The organism is Bacillus sp. 2B09, assembly GCF_003946835.1.
In the GTDB taxonomy this organism is placed as follows: domain Bacteria; phylum Bacillota; class Bacilli; order Bacillales; family Bacillaceae; genus Bacillus; species Bacillus altitudinis.
This window is the reverse complement of sequence record NZ_RPSG01000001.1, coordinates 106,429-127,490: the sequence shown is the minus strand read 5'-3', so window position 1 is coordinate 127,490 and position 21,062 is coordinate 106,429. Positions and strand designations below refer to the sequence as shown.

The 21,062-nt window shown below is 40.8% G+C and carries 18 protein-coding genes; 16 read left to right on the top strand and 2 right to left on the bottom strand.

From position 1 onward, the window contains the following. Positions 1–38 precede the first annotated feature (38 nt). Positions 39–887, top strand: coding sequence for a non-homologous end joining protein Ku (gene ku / locus EBQ12_RS00645; RefSeq protein ID WP_035391954.1), 849 nt, complete (start codon positions 39–41; stop codon positions 885–887). A 28-nt stretch (positions 888–915) separates the two neighbouring features. On the opposite strand, the gene EBQ12_RS00640 is transcribed toward ku, so the two are convergent. Next, entirely contained in the window at positions 916–1,359 is a 444-nt protein-coding gene (locus EBQ12_RS00640; protein ID WP_125588805.1) for a DUF2188 domain-containing protein, read from the bottom strand. A gap of 159 nt (positions 1,360–1,518) precedes the next feature. Between EBQ12_RS00640 and EBQ12_RS00635 the strand changes: the two genes are divergently transcribed. The 8 genes from EBQ12_RS00635 to EBQ12_RS00600 all read left to right on the top strand — a co-directional run bounded on the left by EBQ12_RS00635 (position 1,519) and on the right by EBQ12_RS00600 (position 9,634). Next, positions 1,519–1,992, top strand: a complete 474-nt coding sequence (locus tag EBQ12_RS00635; RefSeq protein WP_125588803.1) for a VOC family protein — start codon at positions 1,519–1,521, stop codon at positions 1,990–1,992. A gap of 48 nt (positions 1,993–2,040) precedes the next feature. Further along, positions 2,041–2,457, top strand: coding sequence for an Rrf2 family transcriptional regulator (locus tag EBQ12_RS00630; RefSeq protein ID WP_125588801.1), 417 nt, complete (start codon positions 2,041–2,043; stop codon positions 2,455–2,457). Between the two features lie 134 nt (positions 2,458–2,591). Continuing rightward, positions 2,592–3,443, top strand: a complete 852-nt coding sequence (locus tag EBQ12_RS00625) for an SDR family oxidoreductase (protein ID WP_125588799.1) — start codon at positions 2,592–2,594, stop codon at positions 3,441–3,443. A 224-nt stretch (positions 3,444–3,667) separates the two neighbouring features. Continuing rightward, complete coding sequence (locus EBQ12_RS00620; protein WP_125588797.1) at positions 3,668–5,266, top strand: M48 family metalloprotease; 1,599 nt, start codon at positions 3,668–3,670, stop codon at positions 5,264–5,266. A 247-nt stretch (positions 5,267–5,513) separates the two neighbouring features. Then, on the top strand, positions 5,514–6,230 hold the full coding sequence (locus EBQ12_RS00615; protein ID WP_048002255.1) for a (Fe-S)-binding protein: 717 nt from the start codon (positions 5,514–5,516) through the stop codon (positions 6,228–6,230). Between the two features lie 21 nt (positions 6,231–6,251). Beyond that, positions 6,252–7,676 carry a LutB/LldF family L-lactate oxidation iron-sulfur protein gene (locus EBQ12_RS00610; RefSeq protein WP_125588795.1) on the top strand — a complete coding sequence of 475 codons (1,425 nt, stop codon included), beginning with the start codon at positions 6,252–6,254 and terminating at the stop codon, positions 7,674–7,676. Further along, positions 7,673–8,395: a LutC/YkgG family protein gene (locus tag EBQ12_RS00605; protein ID WP_035700910.1), complete on the top strand. Its 723-nt coding sequence runs from the start codon at positions 7,673–7,675 to the stop codon at positions 8,393–8,395. Before EBQ12_RS00610 ends, EBQ12_RS00605 begins: the two co-directional genes overlap by 4 nt. Positions 8,396–8,725: 330 nt before the next feature. Beyond that, positions 8,726–9,634, top strand: a complete 909-nt coding sequence (locus tag EBQ12_RS00600; RefSeq protein ID WP_046343614.1) for a DMT family transporter — start codon at positions 8,726–8,728, stop codon at positions 9,632–9,634. Positions 9,635–9,645: 11 nt separating this feature from the next. Here EBQ12_RS00600 and EBQ12_RS00595 read toward each other — a convergent pair whose 3' ends face one another. Further along, positions 9,646–9,837 (bottom strand): hypothetical protein, encoded by a 192-nt coding sequence (locus tag EBQ12_RS00595; RefSeq protein ID WP_108611271.1) that lies wholly within the window; start codon positions 9,835–9,837, stop codon positions 9,646–9,648. Positions 9,838–9,948: 111 nt separating this feature from the next. Between EBQ12_RS00595 and EBQ12_RS00590 the strand changes: the two genes are divergently transcribed. The 7 genes from EBQ12_RS00590 (at position 9,949) to EBQ12_RS00560 (ending at position 20,961) form a co-directional block, all read left to right on the top strand. Then, positions 9,949–12,165, top strand: a complete 2,217-nt coding sequence (locus tag EBQ12_RS00590; protein ID WP_125588793.1) for an RNA ligase — start codon at positions 9,949–9,951, stop codon at positions 12,163–12,165. 64 nt (positions 12,166–12,229) lie between these two features. Continuing rightward, positions 12,230–12,940, top strand: a complete 711-nt coding sequence (locus tag EBQ12_RS00585) for a DUF421 domain-containing protein (protein WP_017359590.1) — start codon at positions 12,230–12,232, stop codon at positions 12,938–12,940. A 228-nt stretch (positions 12,941–13,168) separates the two neighbouring features. After that, positions 13,169–13,750: a TetR/AcrR family transcriptional regulator gene (locus EBQ12_RS00580; RefSeq protein WP_017359589.1), complete on the top strand. Its 582-nt coding sequence runs from the start codon at positions 13,169–13,171 to the stop codon at positions 13,748–13,750. Positions 13,751–13,771: 21 nt separating this feature from the next. After that, positions 13,772–16,915, top strand: coding sequence for a bifunctional cytochrome P450/NADPH--P450 reductase (locus EBQ12_RS00575; protein WP_125588792.1), 3,144 nt, complete (start codon positions 13,772–13,774; stop codon positions 16,913–16,915). 388 nt (positions 16,916–17,303) lie between these two features. Continuing rightward, a complete protein-coding gene (locus tag EBQ12_RS00570; RefSeq protein ID WP_125588789.1) occupies positions 17,304–18,212 on the top strand; it encodes a trypsin-like serine peptidase in 909 nt (302 codons plus the stop codon). Between the two features lie 146 nt (positions 18,213–18,358). Continuing rightward, positions 18,359–20,353 carry a glycosyltransferase family 39 protein gene (locus EBQ12_RS00565; protein ID WP_125588787.1) on the top strand — a complete coding sequence of 665 codons (1,995 nt, stop codon included), beginning with the start codon at positions 18,359–18,361 and terminating at the stop codon, positions 20,351–20,353. 227 nt (positions 20,354–20,580) lie between these two features. Then, positions 20,581–20,961 (top strand): NucA/NucB deoxyribonuclease domain-containing protein, encoded by a 381-nt coding sequence (locus EBQ12_RS00560; protein WP_224559893.1) that lies wholly within the window; start codon positions 20,581–20,583, stop codon positions 20,959–20,961. Positions 20,962–21,062: the final 101 nt, after the last annotated feature.

The following is a 21,062-nucleotide window of genomic DNA, read 5'->3' as shown; positions in this document are numbered from 1 at the left end:
ACATTACATAGTAAGGAGAAAAGAACGGAGGCGTTACGATGCATACAGTATGGAAGGGTGGCATTAGCTTCGGACTGGTGAATATTCCAGTCAAGCTGTTTACCGCTACAGAAAACAAAGATATTAAATTAAGACAGCTTCATAAAGAATGCCATACGCCGATTAACTACAAAAAGGTTTGTGCTAACTGCGGCGAGGAGGTAGCGCCAGAGCAAATTGTAAAAGCGTACGAGTATGCCAAAAATAAATTCATTGAATTGGATGAGGAAGAACTCGAAAGGCTGAGAAAAGAAAATGAAGAAAAAGCCGTCGAAATCATTGATTTTGTGAAGATAGAAGAGATCGACCCCATCTATTATGAAAGAAGTTATTTTCTATCTCCAGATACCGGCGGAGCAAAGGCTTATTCATTATTAAGAAAAGCGTTACAAGAATCAGGGAAAATCGGTGTAGCCAAGATCATGATTCGCTCAAAGGAGCAATTAGCGATTGTTAGGTGCTACGAACATATTTTATTAATGGAAACCATTCATTTCCCTGACGAAATTAGGCAAGTATCAGACGTCCCGAATATCCCGCAAGAGGAAAATATCGTGAAGAAAGAGTTAGATACAGCACTCCTTTTAATTGAGCAGCTGACCACCACATTCGATCCAGCCGCTTATCGCGATGAATACAGAGAGCAGCTGATGAATGTAATTGGAGACAAAATTTCTGGAGAACATACCGTTCAACCAGAAACGACAGGTAAAAAAGAGGCTTCATCCAATGTCACTGATTTGATGGCCGCTTTGCAGGCTTCTATCGATCGATCAAAACCGGAAAAAACGAAAAAAGCAGCACCTAAGAAAAGAAAAGCACCCGCTAAAAAAGAAAAGAATGCATAAAGAAAAGACCGCTCGCCAAAGGGCGGTCTTATTTTGGCTTCACCACATCCTGAATCGTCCCGTCTGTTAGGTGGATGACAACTGCTGTTCCTTTTTTAGATGAAATCTCTTTCGCGCGGTCGATGGCTTCCTGTTTCGTTTCTTTTACCTCACTTGCACGCTTCGCTTTTTCAGTTTGAACCGCCCAGCCTTCATCATGTTTCACGACATGCTGCGCATGATCCATGAGCTCAGGTCGTGCAGAGCTGCTTTTCTTAGAAGGAGTCACAGAACCATGAGAGTGAAAGTCCTCCATTTCTTTTTCCGTCGCATTCTTTTTCCACTCTTTCGCTTGATTGATCGCAATTGGAATCGCTCTACCTTCTTCATAGCCTTCCTGCACCATTTTGTTGGCAATCTCAAGTGCTTTTTTTCGAATGACTTTGTCTAATGATTGGAATGAAGCTGGATAATCTTCCATTGTCCAAGGCATATTGAACACTCCTTTCTTTTATTTGAACACCTTCCCCCATATGCAATGGATCAAACATTTAACCATCTCAATCCAATGGCTTGGTTGAAATACATCGTTTTGCTGAGGAAGAATGTTTTCAATTCCTGCACAATAGAAGATAGTAAAGGAGTGATTGAAATGATGATGAAAGGCTTGTATGAAGCACATTTACCTGTGAGTGATTTGAAGGCATCCATTTCTTTTTTTGAAAAATTGGAATTAACGCTTGCTCATGAAAATGAACGAGTGGCCTTTTTATGGATTGAGAAAGGAAAGAGCTGGCTCGGCCTTTGGAAGGTTGATATGTCCACTGTTCCATATCATCCAGCGACGCGACATGTTGCCTTCCAAATAGAAACATCCAGCATTGCACAGATCAAAGAATGGCTGATAGAAAAAGGGATCAGCATTCATCCGATGTTTGGTTTTTCGGAAGAGCAGCAGCCTTTAGTTCTTGATAATCCGCCACAATTTCATGCTGCCATTTATTTTCTTGACCCTGATGGGAATCTGCTTGAATGTATCGCACCGCTAGAAATCGATGCAGCAGAACATCATGAGATGATGACATTTGAAGATTGGGGAAGAAAGAAAAATCCGTTTATGGATTGACAAATTTATTCGTTGTAACTATAATCATTACAACGGTGGTGAAGGAATGTGAAACAAATTAGCAGCAGGTATACCATTGCTGTTCATATTTTGTCATTTATTGCGGGTGTTTCAAAAGAGTGTACAGGGGATTTTATTGCGGAAAGTGTCAATTCAAATCCTGTCATTATACGAAAAATGATGGCTATGCTGAAAAAAGCGGATCTCATTGAGATTCGCCGCGGAGTAGGCGGTGCTTACTTAAAAAGACCGGCAGAGGACATCACACTGCTAGATGTGTACCGGGCTGTGGATGTAATCGAAGATGAAGAGTTGTTTAATTTTCATCAACCAGTCATTGCGTGTCGAATTGGTCAAGCCATGGATACGAGACTGCGGAAAGAACTCAAAGAAGCACAGTCTGCACTTGAGCATCGCCTAAAACAAGTGACAATCAAGCAGTTATTGATGGAGGCAGAAGAGTAGAAAAAGCTCATACACAGAGCTTTTTTTATCCCTTCGTTGTAACCATTTTGATTATAACGAATGCTCTGATGTAAGAAACAAGCTGTTTCATTCAGGAACATCACCGTTGAACGAAAAATGAGGAGGTCAAATTAATGAAATTATTAGTGACAGGTGCAACAGGACAACTTGGATCGCTCGTCGTCAAACATTTGCTCGCGAAAGTGCCAGCTGAACAAATTGCGGTCAGTGTTCGAGATCCGCAAAAAGCAGTACATTTGAAGGAAGCTGGGGTGGATGTGCGCAAAGGAGACTTCACACAGCCGGATACACTTCAATCAGCGTTTCAAGGGATTGACCGTCTTTTGATCATTTCGTCTGGGGATGGAGAACGAGTGAAGCAGCATCTAAATGCCATCGAAGCAGCGAAAGCAGCGAATGTGTCATTTATTGCTTATACAAGTGTTGCCAATGCAAAAGAAAGTCAGCTAAACCTAGCAAATGACCATGTAAGAACAGAAGAAGCGATTATGGCCTCTGGTATCTCCCATGTTTTTTTAAGAAACAATTGGTATGTGGAAAATGAAAAAGATACGATTCTGGCATCAGTGAACGGAGCGCCGTTTATCAGTCCGATTGGTGAAGGTAAAGTCGGCTGGGCAACAAGAGATGACTATGCAGAAGCAGCAGCAAATGCGTTAACAATGCCGGCACATGATCAGGAAATCTATGAATTGTCAGGTCCGCTTCGCACACACACTGAACTTGCACAAATGGTCAGCAAGGTGAGCGGCAAAGAGATCAAAGTAGAGCACATGGATATAGACGCATTTGGAGAATTTTTAGCGTCAAATGGTGTACCGAAAGAAGCTGTTCCATTTGTCAAAGCGATGCAAAGCGGAATCCGCGATGGGGCATTAGCAGTCGAAAGCCATGATTTCGAAAAACTATTAGGCCGCTCTTTAACACCTATTGAAGATAGAATACGAGAAATGATGTCAAACTAAACAATTAACAACGCCCTGTAAAAAGGGCGTTTTTTCTATCCTTGTTGATCCGTTATTTTGAAAATATAGGTGTAATGTCCATTTTGTCGTACATATTCTTGTATGTAGATGTTAGAATTTTATGAGACGATTCCAGCAAATGAATGACGCTTACTTTATTATGAAATACATTATTCAAGATATTCATTTTGTTTTAATCCTATTAAACAGCAGGATGTGATGACATGTTACGCAAAGCCTTCCTCTCTTATCTCACTGCCAGTATAATCACAATCATCGTCATTATGATTGAACTCGGTTTTCGTTCAGCCGTTGTTTCACCATTTGTTTTACTTGATTCGAACAAAGAAAGCAATCCAAAAGTATTCGTCGCTCATTCGCTATATCAGGGTGACGTTTTATTAACCTATCAAGACGGTTCTTTCAATGGCTCTTCAGAAGCATCCTTTCAATTAAGTGGAAAGTACATAAATCTCACACAGATCCCATCTGCGAATGGAATCAGTAAGATTGAAACAGACAAAATAATGAATGATAAGGCATTGGTTTTTCTAAGAAAAGGCTTTGTACCTATCCATGATGATACGATCATGATGGAACAGGTAACGCAAAATCCCTTCTTTTCTACATACAATCTAACGAATCTAACAGAAACAACTAAGATCAACACAAACTTTAAGTATAGCACCACATTTGTTACATTCATGACTTTAATGGGAATTCTTTTGCCCGCTTTGTTATTTTTCCTTTTTAACCTTCATGAATCGATGAAAAACCTATTCACATTATTCATTCCCTTTGTTCTAGCCATTTTTCTTCCCTTGGGATTAAATTATTATTTCTTAATGGGATACGTGCTATCAGTTACAGGATCTTATGTGTTGAGTATGATTCTCTCTATACTATTGCCTAGTTTCCTGTCAGTCTTATTGACAGCTTATTCATTTGAGTATGTGACAAAAGATTCTTCTGATGTATTAGGAGAAAATGAAGACACTTTAGGAAATTCATTCTTCCTGAACGTTAGGGAGCAAGCCGTTTTATTTGGTGCTATCACATTATCCTTGATATATTTCGGCTCTTATTTAGTCATGCCTTTGGCGTTTCAAGCGAAGGTTATGGATCACCTTTTTCTATTTTGTGCTTGGTATTTCGCCCTAGTCATCTTATTTATTATGGGTTACTCATTCATTCAAAAAATGATAAATAAGTATGAAGTCTTACGGACGGACGAATTCATAAATATTTGTAAAGATATTGAGCATAAAACGAACCAAAAGGTAAATATATGGGTAAAAAAAGACTCACAACATGATGTGAATGCCTGGATATATTCATTTCAACTTCCATTTAGAAGAAAAGTCAATCTATATGTGACGGAAGGGTTAATAGATAAGTTTGATACAGAGGAAATTCGTGCGATCTTATTCCATGAAATGGGACATGTAAAATTAAAACATGCGCATTTCACCATTTACCTCACTGTGATTGTCACCTTACTTATGGGAATCAGTATGTATTATGCCAGACAGGTGATGCTTGCCAATGGTTGGTGGCAATATATTCTGTTGTTCCCAGCAGGGGTATTGATCATAATATTTATGACGGAGTGGTTGCCAAAGAAAATGAGTCGGTTATTTGAGATTCAGGCGGATCGCTTTGCTGTTCACCATCTTGAGAATCAAACTCTATATCTCAATACTTTGATAAAATTAAGTCATTTGATTGAAGAAGATGGAGATGATGGAAGAAAATCTGAATGGCGTGAAAGTCATCCTTCTTTTGAAAAACGAATTCATCACATAAAGAAAATCATGAAGTGAAGGCGGTTTGTGTGAAAGACGACACTTCCTTCGGTAGTATGAAGAAATAAAAACATGAATGTTCTCAAACGCCCTATAAAAAGGGCGTTTTTTTCATGTACCTTCACAAGCATGATGTCCAAATTTTAGACAAATCCGTTCGTTGAAATTTCAGAAATTTGGAATTAAAATGAAATTAAGGGCCATTATTTAGTCATCAGATGACCAGATACAAATCAAAGTGCAGCAAAAGAAAGGAAGTTCGCCGATGAGAGTCAGTTTATTTGTCACCTGTATCATTGACACGATGCAGCCACATGTAGGAAAGGCGACTGTTGAGGTATTAGAGCGGCTTGGTGTTGAAGTGGAATTCCCTGAAGCACAAGTGTGCTGCGGGCAGCCCGCCTTTAACAGCGGCTATACAAAAGAAACAATCAAAGCGGCCAAAAATATGATGAAAGCCTTTGAATCAGCTGAATATGTCGTCACACCATCAGGTTCTTGTAAGGCCATGTTTTTAGAATATCCGCACCTTTTTAAAGAAGACCGAGCGTGGTTCGCCCGTGCTCAGGCACTTGCTGCGAAAACATATGAATTAACGGAATTTATTGTTGATATATTACATGTAACAGATGTAGGAGCGAGTTTGAAAGGAAAAGCCACCTATCATACCTCCTGCCATATGACGAGACTGCTTAGAATTAAGGAAGCGCCTTTCACACTGTTGTCAAATGTCAAAGATTTGGTGATGGAACCATTGCCTCGCGCTGAAAATTGCTGCGGATTTGGAGGAACTTTTTCAATCAAAATGACACCCATTTCTGAGCAGATGGTCGATGAAAAAGTACAAAGCATAGAGGAGACAGGCGCTGAATATATCATCGGTGCTGACTGTGGATGTCTGCTGAATATCGGGGGAAGGCTGAATCGTCTTCATAAGCCAGTTAAAGTGATGCATATCGCAGAAGTGTTGAATAGCCGCTGAAGCTAAGAGGGGGAACGGCACATGAGTATGAAAATTGGAGAGAAGGCTTTTAAAGAGCGGATCGGCGAAGGATTAGAAGACGCTGTGATGAGAGGAGCTGTTTCCTCTGCACAGGAGCGTCTGTATAAAAGACGGATGACTGCAAGTGAAGTGCTTGGAAACTGGGAAAAGTGGCGTGAACTTGGAGAGGACATCAGGCAGCATACACTTGCCCACCTTGATGACTACTTATATCAATTAAGTGAGAGCGTGAGTAGACGTGGAGGTCATGTGTTTTTTGCAAAAACAAAGGAAGAGGCATCGGCGTACATCCAAGATGTCGCACAAAAAAAAGCAGCAAAAAAGATCGTGAAATCAAAATCAATGGTCACAGAAGAAATTGAAATGAATCAAGCGCTAGAAGAGATTGGCTGCGAGGTAGTTGAAAGCGATCTTGGAGAATATATTCTTCAAGTTGATGACCATGAACCACCTTCACATATCGTGGCACCAGCCCTTCATATGACGAAAGAACAAATACGGGAAGTTTTTCACGAAAAGCTTGAATATGATATGTCAGAGACTCCTGAAGAAATGACCAAATTTGTAAGAGCTTTGTTACGAGAAAAATTTCTTGAAGCAGATATTGGTGTGACGGGCTGTAACTTTGCTGTGGCTGACACAGGATCGATTTGTCTTGTGACGAATGAAGGGAATGCGGATCTTGTCACGTCCATTCCAAAGACACATATCGCAGTCATGGGGATGGAGCGGCTTGTACCAACGATGGAGGAGCTCGATGTCCTTGTCGGTCTATTGTGCAGAAGCGCAGTCGGTCAAAAGTTAACAAGCTATATCTCTGTCGTGGGACCAAAAGGAGAAGGAGAGGTCGATGGACCAGAAGAGTTTCATTTGGTCATTGTGGATAACGGACGGTCAAATATATTAGGGACAGAATTTCAGCCAGTTTTGCAATGTATTCGGTGTGCAGCCTGTATCAATGTGTGCCCCGTTTATCGGCATGTTGGTGGTCATTCGTACGGATCAATTTACCCGGGTCCGATTGGTGCTGTTCTTTCGCCGCTACTTGGAGGATATGACGACTACCAAGAGCTTCCTTTCGCCTCAAGTTTGTGCGCAGCCTGTACAGATGCTTGTCCAGTGAAAATTCCACTTCACGAATTATTAATCAAACATCGACAAGTCATCGTTGAAAAAGAGGGGAGAGCGCCTAAAGCGGAAATGATGGCAATGAAAATGTTCGGAATGGGCGCATCCACTCCTAGAATGTATCGATTTGGAACAAAAGCAGCCCCTGTGCTCTTGAAACGTATGGCTTCAAACGGACAGATTTCAAAAGGTGCGGGTCCTTTAAAGAATTGGACAGAAATTCGTGACCTCCCAGCGCCAAGCAAAGAAAGGTTTCGGGATTGGTTTAAAAAGAAACAAAAGGAGGAGCGGCAATGAAAGGAACCATTTCTCATCGGGATTCATTTTTAGCACATATCCAGCAACAATTAGGCAAAAGCTCCACCAAGCCTGCATCTATTCGGCGTCCGGTTTGGAAGCATCGAGTCAATTGGGAAACAAATGAAGGTCTGTCGAAAGAAGAATTGGTAGAGCAATTGAAGGTGCAATGTCAGCAAATTCATACGAGAGTGGTAGAAACAACACCAAAAGAAGCACCCTCAACGTTACGATTATTGATGAAAGAGTATGGAGAAGGTCCTGTGATGACTTCGAGCGATAGACGTTTTGCACAATATGAATGTCATCCTATGTTTCAAGCCTTGCAGAAAGAAGGAATCTCAGTCACTAGCTGGAATGCAGATACATCAAGAGAAGAAAATATAAGGCAGGCAGAACAAGCGAAATATGCAGTGGTATTCAGCGATTACACACTTGCAGAATCCGGAACCGTTGTTCTTTCCTCCCATCAAGGTCAAGGGAGAGCACTTCATTTTTTACCGATGATGTATATCGTATGTATTGAAAAAAGCACAATTGTCCCGCGGATGATTCATGCTGTTTCAGCTCTTCATCGCCTAGTAGAAGAAGGAGAGCAGACGAAAGGCGCCATTCATTTTATATCAGGTCCAAGTAATTCTGCCGATATTGAAATGAATTTAGTGGTTGGTGTTCATGGGCCGGTGCGGGCTGTTTATGTATTAATAGATGATGAATAAGGGCTTTCGTGAAGAAAGCTTCAGCGTATAGGCAAACCCTCGCATTCGGTGTCAGTCCTGTGCTTCGGTGCTCACGAATGTTAAATTCGCTCCGCGCCGATGCTCGTCCTTCCTAGGGCTGCAAAGGTTTTCTATCACGCTGAAAAGAAAACAAAGGGCTAAAATAAAGTTCATTTTAGCCCTTTGTCAACAATCTGGGGCTTTCGTGAACAAAGCCTTTTTTATGTAAACATTCTTAAAATTCATCTTGCCTCTAGGCGAATAGTCATAGTAAGATGACGTCATACAAGATGAGAAGCTCATCTACTGCTGATGTAAAGGAAGCTGCTAATGGAAATGAAGACAAATGCTCCAAAGAAGTCGATTGCGGTGCCGCTTGTGATCTCCATCATTGCGATTTCGTTTTCGGCCATTATTGTGAAGTGGTCAAGTGCGCCTGCTGCTATTTTAAGTATGTATCGAATGATATTTGCGGCGGTTTTGATGCTTCCGTTTATTCTGCCGCGTCAAAAAGAGTTTGTCTCGTTAAAGCGGAGAGACTGGTTTTTCTTATGTATGTCAGGTTTCTTTTTAGGGCTCCATTTTGTTTTGTGGTTCGGCTCATTGAAGCTCACCACAGTGGCGAGCTCTACAATCATCATTGCACTTCAACCGATGGTGTCATTATTAGGCGGATTTCTCATTTTTCGTGAACGAACAACGAAGTCAGCCATTTTCACAATGTGTGCGGCGATTGTTGGTGCGCTCATGATTGGATGGGGGGATATTGGACATAACCAAGACGCCTTTATAGGAGACATTTTATCCTTTTTCAGTGTAATCGCTGTTGTTTGTTATTTATTAATCGGTCAACAAGCTGTGAGAAAGATATCTCATTGGATTTATAGTTTTTGTGTATTTGGTTTTGCCGGCCTTTTTTTAATTTTATTTAACCTTATACAGCAAACGCCTTTTGTGGGCTATTCGGGTAAAGAATGGGGGATTTTCTTACTGCTCGCCATTATTCCTACCATGTCTCATGTGATTAATAACTGGCTGTTAACCTATGTGAATGCGACAACTATTTCAATGAGTATTCTAGGTGAACCTGTTGGGGCAACGATACTCGCTGTTTTACTGCTTGGAGAGAAAGTCACGCTGCTACAAATGTTCGGTGGTCTTCTTGTCCTTTTAGGTGTCTTTTTCTTTTTGATGCAGCAGCGACAAGGGATCGTAATGAAAACACAAAAATCCGGCTAACTCCCGGATTTTTACTCTTTTAAATGATTTTTTTCAACCACTTTGTTTAATCTAGCCTCTACTTTCTTTAATTCCACTTGTTTTCTTCTTATCATTCGAATGGCAATCACAATGATGGTCACGATCAATGCGATGAATAGAAGAGAAAATACTTGGAATACGATATCCCCAACATTGAATGCAGCACTCACTTCATTAGACATATGTAACCCCTCCTTTCGATATCTATATATTACCATATTCAATAAAAGATTGAGATTTATCCATAATTTATCTATAATAGGTAAAATATCACTCATTAAAGGAGAACCATTATGAGAACTTTAGTCCTTTTACGAGGTCTCCCAGGTGCAGGTAAATCAACTTGGATCAAAGAACAAGGGTTAGAACCATATACATTATCAGCGGATCAGATCCGTCTGTTAACCCAGCCTCCGCAGTTATCAGTCAATGGGAAGCCGGAAATTTCAAGCAAACATGATCATAAAGTCTGGTCTTTATTATTTGAACTCCTCACAGCCCGAATGGAACGAGGAGACTTTACTGTCATTGATGCAACACATGTCACAAGTAAGTCCATTTCGCAGTATAAATCATTAGCTACTTCATATCGCTATAGAGTGTATGTCGTCGATTTTACGCAAGTGCCTCTTGAAACAGCCCTGCTGCAAAATCGCGGTCGAGAGCCGCACAAAGTAGTGAAGGAATCTGTGTTATATCAAATGAATGAACGGTTAAATACAGAGAAGGTGCCTTCATGGGTAACCGTTTTGACGCCTGAGGAATATCCAGTCATTATGACGTATCAGCCTAGGTCTTTTGATCAGTATGAAGCCATTCACGTCTTCGGTGATATTCACGGCTGTTACACAGCTCTAAATACTTATTTGCAAGGAGACTTGAAAGAAAACGAGCTTTATATCTTTGCAGGTGATTTGCTTGATAGAGGAATAGAAAACAAGGAAGTGTTAGAATGGATGCTGGCACATAGAGAATGCCGCAATGTGATCGTCATTGAAGGAAATCATGATCAGCATCTTTACAAATATGCACATGAAGAAAAAGTGAGAAGTAATATGTTTAACCGTCATACTGCGCCTGAAATTGCGGAAGCAGGTTTTGACCTAAAAGAATTAAGGAAGTTTGTCAGAACATTTCATCAGCTCACCTATTTTACGTATCATGGTCAGACATTTCTTGTCACCCATGGTGGGCTTGCCCATTTGCCAGAAGAGCTTCTGCATGTCTCAACGCAGCAGCTTATTCACGGAGTAGGTGAATATTCAGATGACATTGACCACTTATTTGTGCAAAATACTTCTGGATTAGATATCATTCAAATTCACGGTCATCGCAATTTATATAGACTGCCTATCCAAGCGGCGGAAAGATCTTATAATCTCGAAGGTCAGGTTGAATTTGGTGGACAGCTGCGTGTGTTAAAAATTACAGCAGGCGGGATTGAGACACATGAAATTGACAATCCTGTCTACAGAGCTTCTGAAAACAAGCAACCGGTCTTTGTTCAGCCCAATGTGACGCTGGATGATTTTTTATCCCATTTAGATCAGCATGAATATGTACAAGAATTAAAGCTGCCACACGATATTTCATCTTTTAATTTCACCAAAAAAGCATTTAGTGAAAGACAATGGGATGAAATAAATGTCAAAGCAAGAGGGTTGTTTATCAATATGACTTCAAAGCAGATTGTGTCTAGAAGTTATAATAAGTTCTTTAATATTGATGAACGTCCTGAAACCAGAATGCAGCATTTAGTGAATCATCTTCAATTTCCTGTGACGGTCTATGATAAAGCAAATGGATACTTAGGCACGGTTGGGTTTAACGACATAAAAGATGAACTGGTGTTTACGTCCAAATCGTATACGTCACATGTGAAGCAAAATCAGCATGCTGCTTGGGTCGAAGAGCTATTTTATGCGACCTTTGACGATGTGCAGGTCGATTACATCAAATCATACGTACGCGACAACCATGTATCCCTTGTATTTGAAGTCATTTTGCCAGGGAAAGATCCGCATATTATCACATATGATCATGATCAACTCATTTTACTTGATATCGTGAAGCGTCAGCTGAGCTATGAAAAAGAACCATTTGCTGAAGTGAAAAGGCTCAGTGAACAGCTTGGCATGCGGTGCAAACAGCAAGTGGCAGTGTTTCATGATTGGACCTCTTTCTATAAATGGTATCAATCTGTATCACATGATGACACAATCAAAGAAGAAGGCTATGTCATTGAGGATAATAGCGGCTTTATGACCAAGTTAAAGCTTCCTTATTATCAATTTTGGAAGCAAATGCGATCCATTAAACAGCGTGTTGCAGATAAGCGCTCCACCCAAAAATATATGCAGGCTTTGCAAACAGCAGAGCAAGCAAGATTTTATACATGGCTACTCGAGCAAGATCCAGTAAACGTGAGAAACAGCTCAATCATTGAGCTGCGTTCACAATTTGAGCAAACGGAAGCGGGCCATTTGAATAATGACGGAATAAATGCATAGTCTAACAAAGAGTCTTTTCTAGAGAAAAGGCTTTTTTTCATGAAATCGAAAGGTGGAAGCTGAAATGCCAGATCATATTGAAGTCATACTTCGAACCATATTTGCTTTTGCTATTTTATTCGGCGGTGCCCGTCTTCTTGGAAAGCAAACCATTGCACAAATGAATATTTTTGATTTCATTGCGGCGATCAGTCTAGGTTCAATTGCGGCGAACTTGGCGTTTAATACTACGCTTCCGCTTCATCACACAACCATTTCTTTTGTGACACTTGTGATCATTATTTATGTGATTTCTTTACTTGCTTTAAGAAGCCGGAAGGTGAGAGGTTTTATGGCCGGTAAACCAACGCTTGTGATTCAAAATGGCAAAATCCTTGAAGAGAATATGAAAGGAATGAGGTATACACTTGATTATTTAAATCAACAGCTCAGAGAAAAGAATGTGTTTGACATTAGTGAAGTTGAATTTGCAATGATTGAAACAGATGGGCATATGTCGGTGAAAAAATACCCTTCATTTGATTATGTCACGCGAAAAGATCTTAACCTATGGATGCAGGCAGAGCGTTACATGCCCATTGAAGTCATTATGGACGGAAAGCTCATTTTGAAAAACCTTCATGAAAACCAATTAACGGAGCAGTGGATATATGAAGAAATTCAAAAAAGGCAGCTGTCTTTAAAAGACATTGTTTATGCGGTTCGTTCAAGTAATGGCAGTTTATATATTGATACATATGACGATCACATCCATTCTCCAATTGACCAAGAATGAACATATAGTTCAGACGACACCCGCGCGTCACAGAACTGCCAATATTTATAAGTCGTTTGGATGTCATCTATCTAGGTATCATTTCTCAATTATTATTATTTTCAGAAAATGTAGTGACGGAGAAAAATAAGTATGTTTAAGTATAAATAGAAGAATTTAAAATATTAATATAATATACACCAATCGGAATGAATATTCATTCCTGATAAAACGAAAGGAGAGGATGAAATGCCCGCAGCAACTACTGATAAACAGGAGCAGATTATGAAGGCTTCTCTGGACTTATTTATTGAACGGGGTTTTGACGGTACAACGATGCCGATGATTTCGAAAAGAGCCAATGTTGGAGCAGGAACCATTTATCGTTATTTTGATAGTAAAGAGGCTCTTGTGAACATTTTATACCAGCGAAGCCTGACTGCATTTATCGACAAGGTGAATACAAACAGTCCAGACCCTAAAGCAAGCATTAGGGCTTATTTCAAACATGTCTTTTATTGCTTAGTGCTCTTTACAAAAGAGAATCCAAGTGGTCTGTACTTCTTAGAAATTGACAAACGCTCACACTATTTAGATGAGAAAAGTAAAGAGAAGATGCAGCAGCTATTAAATGAGCTATTTCATATTTTTGAAGAAGGCAAAAAGGATGGAATTCATCCAAATCTTTCAGGGAGAACGATTTTATCCATTGTATTTGGAGCGTTCGTTCAGCTTCATAAACAGATTCTAGCAGAGGAAATTGAACCAACGATTGAATTTTTAGAAGATATTGAGCAATGCTTATGGCGTGCCATTAGCGTTGCATCATAAAGAAATAAAGGGAGTGGGCACATGCAACAAACATCAATCATTCCAAAACCAAAAACATACGGACCTTTAAAAAATATTCCTCATATCAAAAAAGGAGAGCTTTCTCAAACCTTTTGGCGGCTGGCAGATGAATTAGGGCCGATCTTTCAGTTTGAATTTTCAAAAGCAACAAGTATTTTTGTTTCCAGCCATGAACTTGCTAAAGAAGTATTTGATGAGAGGCGTTTTGATAAATTCATTGGAAGCAGTCTCAATAAAGTGAGAACATTTTCAGGGGATGGGTTATTCACAAGTTGGACAGAAGAGCCGAATTGGAGAAAGGCTCATCACATCTTGATGCCGGCGTTTAGCCAGCAGGCCATGAAGGGCTATCATGAGATGATGCTCGATATTGCCACACAGCTTGTACAAAAATGGCAAAGAACGGGCCGTGATGAAGAAATTGAAGTAGCAGAAGATATGACAAAGCTCACTTTAGATACGATCGGGCTATGCGGTTTTGATTTTCGATTTAACAGCTTTTATAAAGAAAATCAGCATCCATTTATTGAAAGCATGCTGAATGGTTTAAATGAAGCGATGGATCAAGCAAGCAGATTGCCGGTCGCAGATAAATTAATGATCAAAAGAAGAAAAGAATTTGAACAAGATGTTGATTTTATGAAGCAATTAGTAGATGACATTATTCAAGAACGGAAAAAACAAGATAAAACGGGCAATGATTTACTATCTCTCATGCTACATGCAAAGGATCCTGAAACAGGTGAACGCCTGTCAGATGAAAATATCCGTTATCAAATCATTACCTTCTTAATAGCGGGTCATGAAACAACAAGCGGATTGTTGTCATTTGCGATTTATTTTTTACTAAAAAATCCTGACAAATTAAAAAAAGCCGTACAAGAAGCAGACGACGTGCTACAAGGCGGCCTGCCGACATTTAAGCAGGTTCAAAAACTAAGTTATACGCGTATGGTCTTAAATGAAGCACTTCGCCTCTGGCCGACGGCGCCTACGTTCTCTCTTTATGCGAAAGAGGATACAGTCATTGGAGGAAAATATCCGATCAAAAAAAACCAAAGTGTCAATGTGCTGCTTCCTAAATTACATCGGGATCAAGCGGTTTGGGGGGAGGATGCAGAAGAATTCAAGCCTGAACGTTTTATGCATCCTGAAAAGATTCCACAGCATGCCTATAAACCATTCGGAAATGGCCAGCGTGCATGTATTGGGATGCAATTTGCCCTTCATGAAGCCACGATGGTTCTGGCGATGGTTCTGCACAACCTTGAATTGATTGACCATACGTCGTATGAACTGGATTTAAAAGAATCCCTGACGATTAAACCGAACGATTTTAAAATCAAAGTACGGCCAAGAAAGCAGCAATTCTTTATGGCGCCTCCGAAAGAAGAAGTGAAGAAAAGCACGGCATCTGCTGAAGCAAAAATAGCGAGTCATGGAACACCGCTATTGGTCTTGTACGGATCAAATCTTGGCACAGCAAAGCAGATGGCAAACGAATTTGCTGAAGACGGGAAAGCAAAAGGGTTTGACGTGACAACGGCACCGCTTGATGATTATACTCGAAAGTTACCAGAGTCAGGCGCAGTTTTAATTGTAACGGCTTCATACAATGGTCATCCGCCTGACCATGCGAAACAGTTTGTGGATTGGGTGACGCAGGATGAGGAGCAGGATCTATCAAACGTGACATTTGCAGTCTTTGGGTGCGGGGATCGAAATTGGGCGAGCACGTATCAGCGTATTCCTCGTCTGATTGATGAAGCACTTGAAAGAAAAGGGGCAAAGCGTGTAACGGATATTGGTGAAGGCGATGCGGGCGGTGATATGGATGAAGATAAAGAAACATTCCAGAAAACAGTCTTCGATGAGCTTGCAAAAGAATTCAATTTAACCTTGCAGGAGAAACGCCAAGAAAAGCCAAACCTATCCATTGCATATACGAATGAGCTAGTGGAACGTCCTGTAGCTAAAACATACGGTGCCTTTTCAGCTGTTGTATTGAAAAATCAAGAATTACAATCTGAAAAAAGTACCCGCCAAACAAGGCATATCGAACTTCAATTACCCGAAGGCAAGCATTATAAAGAAGGAGATCATATCGGAATCGTGCCAAAAAATAGTGCAACACTCGTTCAGCGAGTGACCGATCGTTTTAAGCTGGATCCACAGCAGCACATGATACTCTCTTCGGAAAAAGAAGCAAGTCATTTACCATTAAATCAGCCAATTCAAGTCGAAGAATTGCTGGCGTCACATGTAGAGCTGCAAGAGCCTGTGACACGTACTCAGCTAAGAGATCTTGCAAAATATACGGTATGCCCACCTCATCGTATTGAACTTGAACAAATGGCGGGAGAAACTTATCAAGAAGCTGTATTAAAGAAGCGTGTGACCATGCTGGATTTACTAGAGCAATATGAAGCGTGTGAACTGCCATTTGATCATTTCTTAGCCCTTTTACCAGGATTGAAGCCTCGTTATTACTCGATCTCCAGTTCGCCAAAGGTAGATGAAAAGAGGCTTAGTATCACAGTAGCTGTTGTGAAAGGAAAATCATGGAGCGGACGCGGTGAATACGCAGGCGTCGCATCAAACTATTTATGCGGACTGCAAGAAGGAGATGAAGTGGCCTGCTTCCTTCATGAAGCTCAAGCAGGATTCGAATTGCCGCCTTCTCCTGAAATACCCATGATCATGATTGGACCAGGAACAGGTATCGCCCCGTTTAGAGGGTTCATTCAGGCAAGGGAAGCATGGCAAAATGAAGGGAAGCCGTTAGGTGAAGCCCATCTTTATTTTGGCTGCCGCCACCCGCATGAAGATGATCTGTATTATGACGAAATGCAGCTTGCAGAACAAAAAGGAGTCGTCACCATCCACCGTGCTTACTCTCGCTACGAGGAGCAAAAAGTGTATGTCCAGCACTTCATTAAAAATGATGGAGCCAAGCTCATTGAATTGCTCGACAAAGGCGCCTACCTTTATATTTGCGGGGATGGAAAGGTCATGGCACCAGATGTCGAGGCAACACTTATTGAACTGTATCAGACTGAGAAACAGTGTGCGAAAGAAACAGCTGAACAATGGTTGACATCTCTAGCCAATGACAACAGATATGTAAAAGATGTATGGAGCTGATCATGTTGCAACCGCCACTTTGGCGGTTTTCAGCATGTAGACAAACCCTCGCATTCTTTGTCAGTCCTGCGTGCTGGTGCTCACGAATGTGAAATTCGCTCCGCTCCAGTACTCGTCCTTCCTAGGGCTGCAAAGGTTTTCTATCACACTGAAAAGAAGACAAAGGGCTAAAATAAATCACATTTTAGCCCTTTGTCAACAATCTTGAAACCGCCAAATTGGCGGTTTTTTCTGTTTTCAAAGAGAGATCGCTAGAATAAATATTTGGAAGATACAAAACACCCAATTCACAAATGAAATATTTTGTAAAAAATAAGAATATTCTCTCATTTACTCCAATATGAAACAATCGTATCATTTTTGATATAGGACATAAAGGAGGAATATGATGAAAAAGGTGAAAAAATTAATCCCTTCTCTACTCGTTTTTGGTGCTTTAAGTATGCCTAGTTTTGCCCATGCAGCATCTGATTCAGTACTTACGTCTGATTATGACATGGTGACTTCTGACGGAAAGGTGATTTCTTCAGCTGACTTCCACAACGATATGAAAACCCCCTCATCCTTTGACAAAGTGGATGATCTCTCTTCTACTATTGGCGAAAAAGTAAAACCACTCACAAAATATTTAAAAGACTTTCAAACAAAAGTAGTCATTGGAGACGATGGTAGAACAAAAGTGACGAATACAAGAGTAGCACCCTATAATTCTATTGCCTATATTACATTTGGTGGATCTAGCTGCACAGGAACACTCATTGCTCCAAACAAAATATTGACAAACGGACACTGCGTCTACAATACAGCCACAAGAAGCTATAGTGCAAAAGGGTCTGTCTACCCAGGCATGAATGACAGCACGGCTGTGAACGGCTCAGCAAACATGACCGAATTCTATGTACCAAGCGGATATATCAACACGGGGGCGAGTCAATATGATTTTGCCGTCATTAAAACAGATACGAACATTGGAAATACGGTCGGCTACCGCTCTATTCGTCAAGTGACAAGTCTAACAGGTACAACGATTAAAATTTCTGGATATCCAGGTGATAAAATGAGATCGACTGGCAAAGTGTCACAATGGGAAATGTCAGGTCCAGTCACGAGAGAAGATACGAATCTCGCATACTATACGATCGATACATTTAGCGGAAACTCTGGCTCTGCGATGCTAGATCAGAACCAACAAATCGTCGGGGTCCATAATGCGGGTTATTCAAACGGAACGATCAACGGCGGACCAAAAGCGACTGCTGCTTTTGTTGAATTTATCAACTATGCGAAGGCGCAATAAAAAATAGGGCATTCAGCTTGTTTCCTTTACAGGGCACAGGCTTTTTTTATCGTCAATTGCAGAAAAGTTTCTTTTTTTGTTCATCACTATTTCATATTTAAAAGCTATGCTGAATGAAATAAATGAAAAAGAAAGAAGAGATATGAGTGAAAAATAAAAAAATAGATATGATATTGTTGTTGATTTTATTGATTGCAGCTTTTCTCTACACTTATCAAATTTGGCAGAATGACAGTGCCAATCAATATTATTTAGCTGCAGTCAAAAGTATGTCCAAAAGCTTCCATCACTTTTTTTATGCCTCATTTGATGCAGCTGGATTCGTATCAATTGATAAACCACCCGTCGTTTTATGGATTCAAACCATCAGTGCACTTATTTTTGGTTTTCATACATGGAGTGTGATATTGCCGCAGGCACTTGCTGGAGTGGGATCTGTTCTTCTTCTTTATCTCATGATAAAACCGGCTTTCGGTCAAGGTGCTGCAAGGGTGTCAGCGGCCGTTATGGCTCTCACGCCAATTGCCGCAGCTGTGAGCAGAACAAACAATATAGACAGTATGCTCGTCTTCACATTACTTGCGGGTACGTATTTCTTAATGCGTGCTGTAAAAAGCGGAAAGATGCGCTGGCTTCTTATGGCCTTCGCTTTGGTAGCGGTAGGATTTAATATGAAGATGCTGCAAGCGTTTATGGTCGTTCCAGCATTTATTTTCTACTATTTTATTGCTGCTCGCGTACCGTTAAAAAAGAAAATTTTCTCGCTCTTATGCTCTATGGTCGTATTAGCCTGCTTATCTCTATCGTGGGCAGTTACTGTAGATATGACAGCTGAAAGTGAGCGCCCTTATGTGGGAAGCAGTCAAACAAATTCAGTGTTAGAACTTGCCTTTGGGTATAACGGCACGGAACGGCTGCTTGGTCAGACGACAGGGAAATCCTTTGGTGACATGAACCAGCAAGCAGGTATGGTGATGCCAGACAATTCTGGATTAGGCGATTCGTCAGAGGATCAGTCAAACAGAAATCAGCCGCCGCCACCCCAAAATCAAATGACGCCACCTCAACATGGTCCAGATGGTGGTTCTCCGCCTGGAAGTGCTGTAGGTCAACAAAGTATGAATATGTATGGCACGGGGAATCCCGGTATATTTCGTTTATTTCAATCTGCATTGTCAGGTCAAATCAGCTGGATGCTGCCGTTTGCTTTGTTTGGGCTTTTAGGGATGATCATCAGTTGGTGGAAGGAGAGAAAAGCACAATTAAATGAATGGAAACAAACGATGTTTTGGACAGCATGGCTGATTCCTGCTGCCGGATTCTTTAGTATTGCGGGTTTCTTTCACCATTACTATCTCATTATGCTTGCCCCGCCTACTGCAGCACTATGCGGCATAGGAGCTAAGAAGATGGGAGAGTTATTTAAGGCCAACAAAGGAGTATCTGCGTATTTGCTTCCAGCAGCAATCGCTGTTACAGCCATCTTCCAAGGGTATATTTTGAGTAACTATACGACTCAAATCAGTAGTATTTGGATGTATGCCATTGCGATTGCAGGGATGATTATCGCTATCCTATTGCTGATGTACAGAGAAAAACAATTGATCATGAAACGACTGCTTATCACCGCTTTGACAACGCTGTTACTGATTCCAGGTTTTTGGTCCGCCACCCCAATCATCTATGGTGGAAATGCTGTTCTTCCAGAGGCAGGTGTTCAGCTGGCTAGTTCACGAGGAGGGAACATGTTTACATCTAGTGTCGATCAAGGCTTACTCACTTATTTAAAGGCGCATCAAACAGGAGAAACGTATTTATTTGCAACGCTTACGACTGTTACCGCAGCGCCATATATTATTGATGAAGATGAGAATGTCATGGCCTTAGGCGGTTTTAATGGGACAGATCCTATTTTGACTGTCAATAAATTAAAAGCACTTATTCAACAAGGAAAGGTGAAATACTTTTTATTACCAGACAATCAGTCATCAGCTAACAGCAAATTGGTGAGCTGGATTAAATCACATGGTACAGTCATCTCATCTGAAGAATATAAACGATCCTCATCAGCTGAAGAGGGGATGCCGTCCAAGATGTCTTCACAAAACGAAACATTATATAGAGTAGATGAAATATCTTAAGTAGAACAAGGCGAATGATGAAGAAATCATTCGCTTTTTCTTATGAATCTTTTGCTAGGCAGATTCAGCTCATGTTTTTCACATGTCATCACGCAGCCACTCATACATTAAAAATGACTCATTTCCTTCAAGTCAACATCATTTCATCAAAAGTATGAGGAGGTCACGAGCTTTTGAAGATGAGAAAAGGCTGGATCGCTGCTGTCGTTCTTTGTTTTGTCATTTGGATGGGTGCGTTATTAGGTGGTTTTGGAGAGGATCGTTCCGCAAAAGGGGCAGATCGTTATGATCATGTGATTCAATTTCCTAAGGAACGGTATCCTGAAACAGGCAGTCATATTCAAGAAGCTATTCGAAAAGGGCACTCAGATGTGTGTACCATTGACCGAAATGGGGCAGATGCCCGCAGGCAAGAATCATTAAAAGGAATTCCCACAAAACCTGGTTTTGACCGGGATGAATGGCCGATGGCAGTGTGTCTTGAAGGAGGAAAGGGGGCGAGCGTTCAATATGTCAGTCCATCAGATAATAGAGGCGCTGGTTCATGGGTCGGGCATCAAATCAGCGGGTATCCTGACGGGAAACGAATTTTATTTATTGTCAAATAAACATAGACAAGAGGCTCCTTGAGGGGGGCTTTTTTTGTTCAACAGGAGCGTATTCGAGCTAGCAGGTACAAAAGATTCAGTGGTACAATCAATCCATCAGG

Excerpts from the sequence above, each read along its gene's own strand:
- EBQ12_RS00640 (WP_125588805.1), bottom strand. The coding sequence starts at position 1,359 with ATGCCTTGGACAATGGAAGATTATCCAGCTTCATTCCAATCATTAGAC.
- EBQ12_RS00600 (WP_046343614.1), top strand. The coding sequence starts at position 8,726 with ATGGAAATGAAGACAAATGCTCCAAAGAAGTCGATTGCGGTGCCGCTT.
- EBQ12_RS00625 (WP_125588799.1), top strand. The coding sequence starts at position 2,592 with ATGAAATTATTAGTGACAGGTGCAACAGGACAACTTGGATCGCTCGTC.
- EBQ12_RS00560 (WP_224559893.1), top strand. The coding sequence starts at position 20,581 with ATGGGTGCGTTATTAGGTGGTTTTGGAGAGGATCGTTCCGCAAAAGGG.
- EBQ12_RS00620 (WP_125588797.1), top strand. The coding sequence starts at position 3,668 with ATGTTACGCAAAGCCTTCCTCTCTTATCTCACTGCCAGTATAATCACA.
- EBQ12_RS00570 (WP_125588789.1), top strand. The coding sequence starts at position 17,304 with ATGAAAAAGGTGAAAAAATTAATCCCTTCTCTACTCGTTTTTGGTGCT.
- EBQ12_RS00575 (WP_125588792.1), top strand. The coding sequence starts at position 13,772 with ATGCAACAAACATCAATCATTCCAAAACCAAAAACATACGGACCTTTA.
- EBQ12_RS00610 (WP_125588795.1), top strand. The coding sequence starts at position 6,252 with ATGAGTATGAAAATTGGAGAGAAGGCTTTTAAAGAGCGGATCGGCGAA.
- EBQ12_RS00605 (WP_035700910.1), top strand. The coding sequence starts at position 7,673 with ATGAAAGGAACCATTTCTCATCGGGATTCATTTTTAGCACATATCCAG.
- EBQ12_RS00615 (WP_048002255.1), top strand. The coding sequence starts at position 5,514 with ATGAGAGTCAGTTTATTTGTCACCTGTATCATTGACACGATGCAGCCA.
- EBQ12_RS00590 (WP_125588793.1), top strand. The coding sequence starts at position 9,949 with ATGAGAACTTTAGTCCTTTTACGAGGTCTCCCAGGTGCAGGTAAATCA.
- EBQ12_RS00585 (WP_017359590.1), top strand. The coding sequence starts at position 12,230 with ATGCCAGATCATATTGAAGTCATACTTCGAACCATATTTGCTTTTGCT.
- EBQ12_RS00595 (WP_108611271.1), bottom strand. The coding sequence starts at position 9,837 with ATGTCTAATGAAGTGAGTGCTGCATTCAATGTTGGGGATATCGTATTC.
- ku (WP_035391954.1), top strand. The coding sequence starts at position 39 with ATGCATACAGTATGGAAGGGTGGCATTAGCTTCGGACTGGTGAATATT.
- EBQ12_RS00580 (WP_017359589.1), top strand. The coding sequence starts at position 13,169 with ATGCCCGCAGCAACTACTGATAAACAGGAGCAGATTATGAAGGCTTCT.
- EBQ12_RS00635 (WP_125588803.1), top strand. The coding sequence starts at position 1,519 with ATGATGATGAAAGGCTTGTATGAAGCACATTTACCTGTGAGTGATTTG.